This is a genomic window from Agrococcus phoenicis, from assembly GCF_047302415.1.
In the GTDB taxonomy this organism is placed as follows: domain Bacteria; phylum Actinomycetota; class Actinomycetes; order Actinomycetales; family Microbacteriaceae; genus Agrococcus.
Genome location: NZ_CP154854.1, coordinates 2,415,779 through 2,427,300, shown reverse-complemented (window position 1 = coordinate 2,427,300; position 11,522 = coordinate 2,415,779). Strand labels below are relative to the sequence as shown.

Sequence of the window (11,522 nt, the reverse complement as noted above, 5' to 3'; positions counted from 1 at the left end):
GCTCACCCTCGCGTTGAGGTCGACGCGAGCTCTCCACAGGGTGCTCGATGACTGTGGAGAACCCTGATGACCGTGCGCGCGCCAACCGACCAGAGCGGGGACGTGACGGACTTTGCGAATCGGCCTGCGCGGGCCAGACTGGTACTTCACTCACACGCGGTTCGGGGCGCTCGGCGCGACGTTCCACGTGAAACATCGTTCAGGAAGGCACGCGTGACCACGGGAAAGTTCGATACGACCCCGATCGCCCGCGAGCTCGCAGCCATGGCTCGACGCAGACAGGCGCTCTCGGCTCAGCAGCTGCCGCTCCCGGCGCGCACCCGGATCCTCACCGTGGTGAACCAGAAGGGCGGGGTCGGCAAGACGACGACCGCGGTCAACCTCGCGGCCGCCCTGGCCCAGGCCGGAGCACGCGTGCTCGTCCTCGACCTCGACCCGCAGGGCAACGCATCGACGGCGCTTGGCATCGATCACCACGCCGACGTGCTGAGCACCTACGACGTCCTCATCGACGGGGAGTCGCTGACCGAGGCGATCACCATCAGTCCGCAGAGCAAGAACCTCCAGGTCGTGCCATCGACGATCCACCTGGCCGGGGCAGACCTGGAGCTCGCGGGGATGGAGCGTCGGGAGCATCGCCTGCGCGAGGCGCTCGACGCGCACCTCTCCGGTGCGGGGGAGCCTCCGCACTACGTCTTCATCGATTGCCCGCCCTCGCTGGGTCTGCTGACGATCAACGCCTTCACGGCGGCGACCGAGGTGCTCATCCCCATCCAGTGCGAGTACTACGCGCTCGAGGGCGTCACGCAGCTCCTCGACACCATCGGTCGCATCCAAGCGCACCTCAACCCCAAGCTCGACGTCAGCACGGTGCTGCTGACGATGTTCGACGGGCGCACGCTCCTGTCGCGCCAGGTCGTCGACGAGGTGCGCGCCCACTTCCCCGACCAGACGCTCGAGGCGGTGATCCCGCGCTCCGTGCGCGTGTCCGAGGCGCCCGGCTATGGGCAGACCGTCATCGCCTACGACCCCAACTCGCCCGGCGCCCTGTCGTATCGTGAGGCCGCCGCAGAGATCGCACGCAGAGGAACGGCATGAGCAAGAAGTCAGGACTGGGGCGCGGCATCGGAGCGCTCATCCCCACGGGCCCGAGCAGCGCCGCCCCAGCCGACACCGGATCCGACGACGCACCCGCTGCGCAGGCGCCTGCAAGCGCGACGGCGACGGCAGCAGGAGACGGCAGCGCAGCGGGTTCCTCGCGCGAGAGCGCACCGGCGCGCCGTCGCCGGCCGTCCAAGGCCGGCGCGCGCCCTGTCGACGTCTTCTTCTCCGGTGAGGAGGAGAACGCCGAGCTGCTCGAGGTGCCCGGGGCCACCCTCGTCGCCGTCGCTCCCACCGCGATCCGCCCGAACGCCAGCCAGCCGCGCACGGTGTTCGACGAGGACGACCTCAGCGAGCTCGAGCACTCGATCCGTGAGTTCGGCGTGCTGCAGCCCATCGTCGTGCGTCCGGCCGAGCTCGGCGAGGACGGCACCCAGTACGAGCTGATCATGGGGGAGCGGCGCTGGCGAGCGAGCCAGCGGGCCGGCCTCGAGACGATCCCCGCGATCGTCAGGGACACGGCCGATGACGCGATGCTCCGAGACGCGCTGCTGGAGAACCTGCACCGAGCGCAGCTCAACCCGCTGGAGGAGGCGTCGGCCTACCAGCAGCTGATGGAGGACTTCGCCATCACGCAGGAGGAGCTCTCCAAGCGCATCGGCAGGAGCCGGCCGCAGATCTCGAACACCATCCGGCTCCTGAAGCTGCCGGAGGGCATCCAGACGCGGGTGGCGAGCGGGGTGCTCTCCGCCGGTCACGCGCGAGCCATCCTCTCGCTCTCGACGCCTGAGGCGCAGGAGCAGCTCGCGGCGAAGATCGTCAATGAGGATCTTTCAGTTCGCGCGGCGGAGGCCGCCGCCGGGCTCGTGCAGACGCGCAGCCCCAGGAAGGCACCGACCAAGGGCGCACTGCAGCACGGTCTCGACGAGATCGCCGTGCGCCTGGAGGATCGCCTCGACACGCGCGTCAAGGTGACCCTCGGGCGCTCGAAGGGTCAGCTCACGATCGACTTCGCGACGGTGGCCGATCTCAACCGCATCCTGGCGCAGCTGGGGGAGCAGGGCTTCGGCGCAGAGGAGCCCGCCTCCGAGTGAGCGGCACGCGAACGAGTGAGGGCCCCCGGAACGCGTCCGGGGGCCCTCACTCGTGCGCGGGAGCTCAGAGGAACTTGGCGAGCTCCTGCTCGATCGCGGGCTTCGGGCGCGCGCCGATCAGCTCGTGCACGACCTCGCCGCCCTGGAAGACCTTCATGGCGGGGATCGACGTGATGTTGTAGCGCATCGCCAGGTCGGGCTCCTGGTCGACGTTCACCTTGACCACGTCGAGCTTCTCGGTCTCGTCGTTGATCTGCTCGAGGATCGGGCTGACCGCGCGGCACGGGCCGCACCACGCTGCCCAGAAGTCCACGACGACGGGCTTCTCTGCCTTCAGCACGTCCTGCTCGAACGATGCGGTGGTGACTTCCTTCACAGTGCTGCCTCCGTAGGTGCGGTTGCGAGAGCCGGCACGGCGTGCGCGGCCAGGTAGTGCTGGGCATCGAGCGCCGCGACGGTGCCGGAGCCCGCTGCGGTGATCGCCTGCCGGTAGGTGGGGTCGATGACGTCGCCGGCAGCGAACACACCGGCGACCGAGGTGCGCGAGGTGCGGCCGTCGACCGCGATCGTGCCCTCCGAGGTCAGGTCGAGCTTGCCGTGCACCAGGTGCGTGCGCGGGTCGGAGCCGATCGCCACGAAGACGCCGTCGATGGGCATCTCCCAGGTCTGGCCCGAGGAGGTGTCGCGCAGCGTGACCGCCGAGACCTGCTGGGTCCCGTTGACGTCGGTGCCGGTGATCTGCTCGACCACGGCGTTCGTCAGGAACTCGATCTTCTCGTCGGCGCGAGCGCGGTCGAGCATGACCTCGCTCGCGCGGAAGCTGTCGGAGCGGTGCACGATCGTCACCTTGTCGGCGAACTTCGTCAGGAAGGTCGCCTCCTCCATCGCGGAGTCGCCGCCGCCGACGACGATGAGCTGCTTCTGCTTGAAGAAGAAGCCGTCGCAGGTCGCGCACCACGACACGCCGTGGCCGGACAGGGGCTCTTCGCCGGCGACGCCGAGCTTGCGGTAGGCGGAGCCGGTGGCGAAGATCAGCGTGCGCGTCTCGAGCACCTCGTCGCCCACGTGCACGCGCTTGACCTCGCCGTCGAGCTCGAGCTCGGTGGCGTCCTGCATGCGCACGTCGGCGCCGAACCGCTCGGCCTGCTGCTGCATCGCGAACATCAGGTCGGGGCCCTGCACGCCGTCGGGGAAGCCGGGGAAGTTCTCGACCTCGGTGGTGGTCATGAGGTCGCCGCCCATCTCGACGCTCGAGGCGAGCACGATCGGCTGCAGGTTGGCGCGGGCCGCGTAGATCGCAGCCGTGTAGCCGGCCGGCCCTGAGCCGATGATGATGACGTCGTGCACGAGACCTCCTGGGTCATGGCGGGTTGCTTCGGGGACAACCGATTCTAGGTCGTCGGCATTCCCCGCAGCTCGGTCAGCAGGTCGCCCGTCGCGGCGTCGACGACGATCAGCCCGCTGGCGGGCCACTCCGGTGTCCTGCGCACGACCGGCTGCGCGACGCGGGCGCGGATGCGGCGATCCCACGAGTCGATGAGGCGGGCGGAGTCGGCATCCACGATGAGCACCGCCGGATGCGCGTGCGCGAGCGACGACGAGGCATCCGAGGACCACCAGCCCTCGACCGCGAGCGGCCGGGCGGGCCCAGCGAGCGCTCGCTGCTCCGCGCGCTCCCGCGTGAGGCTGCTGGCGACGATCGCGCCGACGGCAGCGAGGCCGCCGACGAGCAGCGGTGCCGCGATGCGGAAGAGCGGAGTGGCCATGCACGCCTCCTGACGTCCCTGCGTGGTCGTGCGAGGCATCCGCCCCGACCGATCGCCATGGTAGACGGCGACCGTGTGCGCCGCCTCTGCGGTCGCCGCCCGCTGCCGGCTCCGCGACCCCGGCGGGCGCGTCGCTCGTTAGGCCGGGTCGGTCTCCGTGGGCGGGAGGCCGCCGCCCCGCCCACCGCGGAGCTTGCCGACGACGATGGCGACGGTGGCGCGGAAGTCGGGGTTGCGCGTCAGGTAGAGCAGGCCGAAGTAGATCGCGGCCATCACGACGCCCGCGGTGAGCGAGGTGGTGATGGCGCCGAGGAAGTTCAGCGTGCCGAAGCCCCCGGGCCGGTAGCCGCCCATCGCCCACACGGTGGCCGCACCGGCACCGGCCGCGGGGAGCGCGTACGCGAGGTACTGCAGGTGCCGCACCGCGATGAGCCTGAAGCCGAAGGGGCCGATCTTGCGCCGGACGAGGATCAGCCAGACCGAGCAGGAGACGAGGTTGGCGCCGGAGACCGCGAGCGCGGTGCCGACGATGATCCACTCGCCGGGGAGCGTCGACGCCGCCCACAGCAGCGCGAAGGTGACGAACATGCCGAAGCACGCGTAGAAGAAGGGGGTGCGCGTGTCGCCGAGCGCGAAGAACACGCGCTGGATCACGTACTCGGCGCTGAACGCCACCAGGCAGATGAGGAACGCCCAGATGACCTGCGCCATCGCGATCATGAGCTCGAACTCCGGGTCGAGCAGGCGCGCGAAGGGCACCGCGATGACCGCCACGGCGAAGGCCGAGATGGTGGTGAGCATGCCGACGCCGCGCAGGGCCGACGAGAGGTCGCTGCGGATGCCGGCCATGTTCGACTCGCTCGCGTGGTGCGACATGCGGGTGAAGTAGGCGATCGCGATCGACACGGCGATGATCGAGTGGGGCAGCGAGAACACGAACCAGGAGTTCTGCATGGTGGCGACGTTCGCCACCTCGCCCATCGTCGCCACGCGCGACTGCACCACGCCCTTGATCTGGCCGATGATCACGATGCCGAACAGCCACAGCGCCGCCTTGCCCGTGGCGCGCAGGCCCACGCCGCGCCACCCGAAGTCGAGCCGGAACCTCAGCCCCGTCTTGCGGAAGAACAGCACCAGCACGAGCGCCTGCACGGCGACACCGGCGGTGGTGACCACGCCGAGGACGGTGATGCGATCGGCATCCCAGACCTGGACGGCGCGGTTGACCCGCTCGCCGCCGAACAGCAGGATGAACCCCAGCAGTCCTGCGATCGAGACGACGTTGTTCACGACGGGTGCCCACGTGTAGGGCCCGAACTGGCCCCGCGCGTTGTAGATCTCGCCGAGCAGCGTGTAGATCGCGTAGAAGAGGATCTGCGGCATGCACCAGTAGGCGAGCGCGGTCGCCAGCGCGAACTGCTCGTTCGTGAAGCCGAGGCCGCCGTCATCCGCGCTCACCGCGTAGAGCTGCACGAGCCACGGGGCTGCGACGGTCGCGATCGCCGCCAGCAGCAGGAACACCGTGCCGCCGAGGGTCAGGATCTTCGAGACGTAGGACTCGCCGCCGTCGGCGGCCTTCGACGCCTTGACGATCTGCGGCACGAGCACCGCGCTCATGACGCCGCCGGCGACGAGGGCGTAGACGTTGTTCGGCAGCTGGTTCGCGAGGCCGAAGGTCTCTGCGGCGGCGGATCCCGACTGCCCGATCGCGGCGGCGAGCACGATCATCTTCACGAAGCCGAGCACGCGCGACACCATGGTGCCCGAAGCGATGATCGCGCTCGCCCTGCCAGCGTTCACGCGGTCTCCTCCCGGGTCGTGCCGGCGCCGCTGCCGCCCTGGTCTCGGGCTGCGAGGTCGATGTCGCCCCGCGCCTCGCCCCGTCGGCGCTTCTGGATCGAGCGCAGGATGCCGAAGCCGAGCAGCAGCACGATCGCAGCGCCGAGCGCCCAGGCGACCGCGACCTCGATCGTGGGCTGCGCCGAGATGCTCATGCGCTCGGTCTGCCCCAGCGGCACGCCGTCGGGCGTGTAGAGCTGGGTGAGGACGAGCAGGCTGCCGGTGCCGACGACGTCGATCGGCACCTGCACGCGCTGCTGGCTGCTCGGTGCGATCGTGACCTCCACGCGAGGCTGGTCGACGCTCACGAGCGCGTTCGTGGGGCGCAGCGTCAGCACGACGTTCGCCGGCACGTCGAGGTCGTTGGTGATGGTGACGGGCAGGCCGACGCTCTCGCCGACCGCGCGGATCGGGCTGCCCGGCACGATCTGCACGGCGCTGCGCACCTCGCTCAGCGAGCCCGCGAGGTTCGCGATCGCGGTGCGGTCCGCGTCGGTCACGGGCGAGCCCGCATCGGGCAGGGCGACGAGCAGCGCGAGCCGCAGCTCGGCGAGCAGCGTGCTCGGCTCGTCGACGATCGAGGCGATGCTGGCGACAGCGGCCTCCTCCTCGAGCGCCTGGGCGACGAGCGCCGCGCCCTCCCCGAGCTCCGGCTCGTCGATCGGCGCGAGGGCAGCCTCGCGAGCCGGGCCCTCGAGCGCCGCGTCGAGCCCCGCGGTCTCGACGAACCGCGCACCCGCGAGGTCGTCGAGCAGGGCGGATGGGTCGCTGCGGCTCGCGGGCGGCAGCACGGCCGCGAGGGTGCGCGGATCGCTCGGCCGCTCGCGCGTGACGGTGGCCAGCAGCGCGAGCACCTGCGCGCGCACGGCGGACGCCTCGAGCGGGTCGGCCGCGGCCGAGTCGTCGATCAGCTGCTGCAGCTGCGCGTCCGCTGCGAGGAGCCGGACGCCATCGACCTCGACACCGGCGCTCGGGGTCGCGCCGCCGAGCTCCTCGTCGAGCATGCCCGTCGAGACGACGAGCGTGCCGGCCTCGGTCAGCGATGCCAGCTCTTCCTGCTGCACGCTCGAGCGCGTCGCGTCGATCACGGGATCGCGGCTGCCGGTGGAGCCGAAGGAGGCCGGCAGCGGCCGGCGCCCGTCCGCTCGCGGGATGCCGAGCGGCTCCAGCGGATAGGTGCCGGCGCGCAGCTGCGCGAGCGGATCGGCGTTGCCGTAGAGCAGCGGATAGGTCTCGCGGGTGTCCGCGCGCTCGAGCCACTCGACCGCCGCCTCGGGCGCATCCGCGCCCAGGGCCTCGACGCTGGTGCCGAAGGCCGGATCGATGCCGATCGTCGCGCCCGAGTCGAGCGCGGCGTCGAGGGCGCTGCGCGCTGCTCCGCCGAACTCCGTGGTCGCCTCGAGGTCCGCTGCGCCCAGGAGGCCCGTCGCGTCGACGCCCGAGTCGATCGGCGCGGCGAGCGCGAGGGTGGTCGGCTGCGCCTCGCCCGGTGCATCGCGCACGACGACGCTGTTGGCCGCGCCATAGGTCTCGGTCGCCGCCGCGATGCCGTACGCCCCCCAGGCGCGGTCATCGAGCCCGAGCTGCTCGGCGCTGATCGTCGTGCGCAGGGCGTAGTCGTCGTCGGCGGCGATCGCGGGCACGTTGACCGTCGCGACCACCGAGCTGGCGAGGAACCCCTCACCGGCGAACCAGCGGCTCAGGCTGTAGCGGGTGCCGATCGGTGCCGAGGTCAGCAGCACGTCGACGGTCGAGGCGGCGGTGGGCTCGGCGCTCGCGTTGTCGAGCTCGAGCTCGAGCACGAGGCCCTCGCCGTCGCCGACGAGCGGGTCGACCGGGGCGATGCGCACGGAGGGCTCCTGCGGCGCAGGTTCGTCCGGCGCGCCCGTCGCCGAGGCCGCGGCCGGCGCCAGCAGGGGTGCGGCGAGCGCCGCCGTCGCGAGCAGGGCGACGGCGCACGAGGTCGCGCGCCGGCGCGCGAGGCGACCTCCCGACAGCATGGTGGCAAGTGTAGGCCGCCCGCCTACGACCGCCGCCCTCCGCACGGCCTGCCAGAATGGTGCGTCGTGACCGACATGGCTGAGGCGACCGCGCGACTGCACGCGCTCGTCGCGACCGCGCCCACGAGGCAGCTGGCGGCGGCGTTCACCGCTGCCGGGCACGAGCTCTCGCTCGTCGGCGGCCCCGTGCGCGACGCCTTCCTCGACCGGCCGGTCACCGACCTCGACTTCGCCTCGAGCGCGAGCCCCGACGAGATCCTGCGCATCGTCGCGCCGCTCGCCGACGCCACCTGGGATGTCGGGCGCGACTTCGGCACGATCGCCGCGCGCATCGGCGATGACACGATCGAGATCACCACCTACCGGGCCGACACCTACGACGGCGTCTCCCGCAAGCCATCCGTCGCCTTCGGCGACACGCTCGAGGGCGACCTGGCGCGGCGCGACTTCACCGTGAACGCGATGGCGCTGCGGGTGACGCCGCGGCGCGGCGAGCAGGCGGCGGACGCGTCGCCGCAGCTCGTCGACGTCGGCGGCGGCCTCGAGCACCTGCTCGCGGGCACCCTCGACACCCCGCAGGCCGCGGAGCAGTCGTTCGACGACGACCCGCTGCGCATGATGCGCGCCGCGCGGTTCGCCGCGCAGCTCGGCTTCGACGTCGCACCGCGCGTCGTGGCGGCGATGACCGACCTGGCCGACCGCATCCGCGACATCTCCGCCGAGCGCGTGCGGGACGAGCTGAGCAAGCTGCTGCTGACGGCCGACCCCGTGCCCGGCATCCGGCTGCTGACCGACACCGGCATCCTCGACCGCGTGCTGCCGGAGGTGCCGGCGCTGCGCCTGGAGGCCGACGAGCACGCGCATCACAAGGACGTCTACGAGCACTCGCTCACCGTGCTGCAGCAGGGCATCGAGCTCGAGGCGATGCGCAACCCCGGCGCCGCACCGGATCTCGTGTCCCGCCTCGCCGGCCTGCTGCACGACATCGGCAAGCCCGCGACCCGACGCATCGAGGGGCGGACGGTCACGTTCTACCAGCACGACCTCGTCGGCGCTCGGATGGCGAAGCAGCGGCTCAAGGCGCTGCGCTTCGACAACGACACCGTCAAGGCTGTGGCGCGGCTCATCGAGCTGCACCTGCGCTTCTACGGCTACGGCGAGCAGGCGTGGACCGACTCGGCGGTGCGGCGCTACGTGCGCGACGCCGGCCCCGTGCTCGAGCGCCTGCACATCCTGACCCGCTCCGACGTCACCACGCGCAACCGCCGCAAGGCCGAGCGGCTCGAGTTCGCCTACGACGACCTCGAGCAGCGCATCGCCGAGCTGCGCGAGCAGGAGGAGATGGATGCGGTGCGCCCCGACCTCGACGGCGAGCAGATCATGGGGATCCTTGGGCTCCGACCCGGTCGCGAGGTGGGGGAGGCCTACCGGATGCTGCTCGAGCAGCGGCTCGAGCACGGCCCGCTGGGCGCCGAGCGCGCCGAGGCCGTGCTGCGCGAGTGGTGGGCGGCGCGCCAGGCCTGATCGCGCTGCGCCCTGGTGCCGGATGGGCTCCTGCGGTAGGCTTCACAGGTTGCGCTCTGCGCTGCTCGTCCTCGAGTGGTCGCCGCGCACCATGCATACCCTCCTGCTGCAGACCGCCTGCAGCCGTTCTAGTCCGAAGGAGGTGGGTGAAGCATGCAGGAATACGAACTGATGGTGATTCTCGACCCGGAGGTTGACGAGCGCACTGTCGCTCCGTCGCTCGACAAGTTCCTCAACGTCGTCCGCAACGACGGCGGCTCGATCGACAAGGTCGACATCTGGGGCCGTCGCCGCCTGGCCTACGAGATCGACAAGAAGTTCGAAGGCATCTACGCCGTCGTCAACTTCACGGCCGAGCCCGCGACCACGACCGAGCTCGACCGCCAGCTGGGGCTGTCCGAGGCCGTTATGCGCACGAAGGTGCTGCGCGCCGACGTCGCCGTCTCGCAGACCAGCGGCTCGCGCCGCCAGGCCGAGGCGAAGGCTGCGAAGGCCGCTGAGGCACCTGCTGCTCCGGCAGCAGCGCCCGCGACCGACGCGAAGCCGTCGGACGCAGCGACCCCCGCAGAGGCAGAGGCCAAGTAGTCGTGGCTGGCGAGACGATCATCACGGTGGTCGGCAACCTGACTGCCGACCCGGAGCTGCGCTACACGCAGAACGGCCTCGCCGTCGCGAACTTCACGATCGCGTCGACCCCCCGCACGTTCGACCGCCAGGCCAACGAGTGGAAGGACGGCGAAGCGCTGTTCCTCCGCGCGTCGGTGTGGCGCGAGTTCGCCGAGCACGTCTCGCAGAGCCTGCAGAAGGGCAGCCGCGTCATCGCGCAGGGCCGCCTCAAGCAGCGCTCGTTCGAGACGCAGCAGGGCGAGAAGCGCACGGTCATCGAGCTCGAGGTCGACGAGATCGGCCCCTCGCTCCGCTACGCGACCGCGCAGGTCACCCGCACCACGGGTGGCGGCGCCGGGCGCAGCTCGGGCGGCAACCAGGGCGGCGGCGGCTTCGGCCAGCCGCAGCAGGTCGCCGACGAGCCGTGGGGCCAGCCGCAGTCGCAGCCGCAGGCCGGTGGCCAGCAGGGCGGCGACGTCTGGGGTGCCCCCGGCACCTCCTACAACGACGAGACGCCCTTCTAAGCCTCTCGCACTCACCACTCTCCCGGGACGGCAGTCCCGAGCACGAAAGAAGGACACATGGCTGGCAAGCCGCAGAACCGCAAGCCGCGGGGCCCGAAGGGCGGCAAGAACGTCGCCCCGGCCAAGGCGATCAAGGTCGGCGTCATCGACTGGAAGGACGTCGCGACGCTCAAGAAGTTCATCTCGGAGCGCGGCAAGATCCGCGCCCGTCGCATCACCGGCGTGTCGGTGCAGGAGCAGCGCCTGATCGCCAAGGCGATCAAGAACGCGCGAGAGATGGCGCTCCTGCCCTACTCGGGCGCCGGACGCTGAGGGGGCTGAACGATGGCAAAGCTCATTCTCACGAACGAGGTCTCCGGCCTCGGCTCCGCCGGTGACGTGATCGAGGTCAAGAACGGCTTCGCTCGCAACTACCTCGTGCCCCAGGGCCTGGCTGTCGCGTGGACGTGCGGCGGCGAGAAGCAGGTCGAGTCGATCAAGGCAGCGCGCGTCGCACGCGAGCACGCCACGATCGAGGAGGCGCAGGACCTGCGGGCCCGTCTCGAGGCGAACCCCGTCACGCTGACGGCGAAGGCCGGCGCTGAGGGCCGCCTCTTCGGCTCGATCCAGACGAAGGACATCGCCGACGCCGTCGAGGCAGCCGGTCACGGCTCGCTCGACAAGCGCGTGATCGAGATCCCGACGCCGATCCGCTCGATCGGCGACCACCAGGCGACCGCTCGCCTGCGCGACGAGATCGTCGCGACGATCACCCTCAAGGTGGTCGCCGCGAAGTAGTCGCGACGCTGACGACGAAGGCCCGCATCCCGCTCGGATGCGGGCCTTCGTCGTGCGCTGTCGGGCACCGCGACGCGGGGGATGGGTGTCAAACCGCGATGGGGGACAAGAACCTTCAACGTGTACTTCAGTGATGCTTCTCCCCACCGGGTGTGGAATCAGAAATGCCCGGTCAGCGCAGCTTTGATCGCCAAACCGGATCTGCGTTCCACAGGTCTATGCACAGGGCCACGGTGTGTCCTGACCGCGTTGCGGCGGCGTTGTCCCCAGGTCTCCACAGCGCTCTCCACA

Annotated in this window: 12 protein-coding genes; 7 read left to right on the top strand and 5 right to left on the bottom strand. The window is 71.0% G+C overall.

Annotated features, from left to right (window positions below; genetic code table 11):
* Positions 1 to 264: 264 nt before the first annotated feature.
* Together AA0Z99_RS11640 and AA0Z99_RS11635 are read left to right on the top strand one after the other, a co-directional pair.
* On the top strand, positions 265 to 1,098 hold the full coding sequence (locus AA0Z99_RS11640) for a ParA family protein (RefSeq protein WP_413320852.1): 834 nt from the start codon (positions 265 to 267) through the stop codon (positions 1,096 to 1,098).
* Positions 1,095 to 2,195, top strand: coding sequence for a ParB/RepB/Spo0J family partition protein (locus AA0Z99_RS11635; protein ID WP_413317533.1), 1,101 nt, complete (start codon positions 1,095 to 1,097; stop codon positions 2,193 to 2,195). The genes AA0Z99_RS11640 and AA0Z99_RS11635 overlap by 4 nt, the downstream gene beginning before the upstream one ends.
* A gap of 64 nt (positions 2,196 to 2,259) precedes the next feature.
* Here the strand turns inward: AA0Z99_RS11635 and trxA are convergent, their stop codons facing one another.
* From trxA to AA0Z99_RS11610, 5 genes are all read right to left on the bottom strand, one after another.
* Entirely contained in the window at positions 2,260 to 2,571 is a 312-nt protein-coding gene (gene trxA, locus AA0Z99_RS11630; RefSeq protein ID WP_413317532.1) for a thioredoxin, read from the bottom strand.
* Entirely contained in the window at positions 2,568 to 3,542 is a 975-nt protein-coding gene (gene trxB / locus AA0Z99_RS11625; RefSeq protein WP_413317530.1) for a thioredoxin-disulfide reductase, read from the bottom strand. Before trxB ends, trxA begins: the two co-directional genes overlap by 4 nt.
* Positions 3,543 to 3,586: 44 nt before the next feature.
* A complete protein-coding gene (locus tag AA0Z99_RS11620; RefSeq protein WP_413317528.1) occupies positions 3,587 to 3,961 on the bottom strand; it encodes a hypothetical protein in 375 nt (124 codons plus the stop codon).
* A gap of 138 nt (positions 3,962 to 4,099) precedes the next feature.
* On the bottom strand, positions 4,100 to 5,761 hold the full coding sequence (gene murJ, locus AA0Z99_RS11615; protein ID WP_413317526.1) for a murein biosynthesis integral membrane protein MurJ: 1,662 nt from the start codon (positions 5,759 to 5,761) through the stop codon (positions 4,100 to 4,102).
* Positions 5,758 to 7,800 carry a DUF6049 family protein gene (locus tag AA0Z99_RS11610; RefSeq protein WP_413317524.1) on the bottom strand — a complete coding sequence of 681 codons (2,043 nt, stop codon included), beginning with the start codon at positions 7,798 to 7,800 and terminating at the stop codon, positions 5,758 to 5,760. Before AA0Z99_RS11610 ends, murJ begins: the two co-directional genes overlap by 4 nt.
* Positions 7,801 to 7,866: 66 nt before the next feature.
* Between AA0Z99_RS11610 and AA0Z99_RS11605 the strand changes: the two genes are divergently transcribed.
* From AA0Z99_RS11605 to rplI, 5 genes are all read left to right on the top strand, one after another.
* Positions 7,867 to 9,324 carry a CCA tRNA nucleotidyltransferase gene (locus AA0Z99_RS11605; protein ID WP_413317522.1) on the top strand — a complete coding sequence of 486 codons (1,458 nt, stop codon included), beginning with the start codon at positions 7,867 to 7,869 and terminating at the stop codon, positions 9,322 to 9,324.
* A gap of 153 nt (positions 9,325 to 9,477) precedes the next feature.
* The gene (gene rpsF, locus AA0Z99_RS11600; RefSeq protein WP_413317520.1) at positions 9,478 to 9,909 is read left to right on the top strand and encodes a 30S ribosomal protein S6; all 432 of its coding nucleotides are present in this window, start codon (positions 9,478 to 9,480) and stop codon (positions 9,907 to 9,909) included.
* Between the two features lie 2 nt (positions 9,910 to 9,911).
* Positions 9,912 to 10,454 (top strand): single-stranded DNA-binding protein, encoded by a 543-nt coding sequence (locus AA0Z99_RS11595; protein WP_413317518.1) that lies wholly within the window; start codon positions 9,912 to 9,914, stop codon positions 10,452 to 10,454.
* Between the two features lie 57 nt (positions 10,455 to 10,511).
* Positions 10,512 to 10,766, top strand: a complete 255-nt coding sequence (gene rpsR / locus AA0Z99_RS11590; protein ID WP_072314759.1) for a 30S ribosomal protein S18 — start codon at positions 10,512 to 10,514, stop codon at positions 10,764 to 10,766.
* 12 nt (positions 10,767 to 10,778) lie between these two features.
* Positions 10,779 to 11,231, top strand: a complete 453-nt coding sequence (rplI, locus tag AA0Z99_RS11585) for a 50S ribosomal protein L9 (protein ID WP_413317516.1) — start codon at positions 10,779 to 10,781, stop codon at positions 11,229 to 11,231.
* Positions 11,232 to 11,522 lie beyond the last annotated feature (291 nt).

Excerpts from the sequence above, each read along its gene's own strand:
- rpsF (WP_413317520.1), top strand. The coding sequence starts at position 9,478 with ATGCAGGAATACGAACTGATGGTGATTCTCGACCCGGAGGTTGACGAG.
- rplI (WP_413317516.1), top strand. The coding sequence starts at position 10,779 with ATGGCAAAGCTCATTCTCACGAACGAGGTCTCCGGCCTCGGCTCCGCC.
- AA0Z99_RS11635 (WP_413317533.1), top strand. The coding sequence starts at position 1,095 with ATGAGCAAGAAGTCAGGACTGGGGCGCGGCATCGGAGCGCTCATCCCC.
- AA0Z99_RS11640 (WP_413320852.1), top strand. The coding sequence starts at position 265 with ATGGCTCGACGCAGACAGGCGCTCTCGGCTCAGCAGCTGCCGCTCCCG.
- AA0Z99_RS11610 (WP_413317524.1), bottom strand. The coding sequence starts at position 7,800 with ATGCTGTCGGGAGGTCGCCTCGCGCGCCGGCGCGCGACCTCGTGCGCC.
- rpsR (WP_072314759.1), top strand. The coding sequence starts at position 10,512 with ATGGCTGGCAAGCCGCAGAACCGCAAGCCGCGGGGCCCGAAGGGCGGC.
- AA0Z99_RS11620 (WP_413317528.1), bottom strand. The coding sequence starts at position 3,961 with ATGGCCACTCCGCTCTTCCGCATCGCGGCACCGCTGCTCGTCGGCGGC.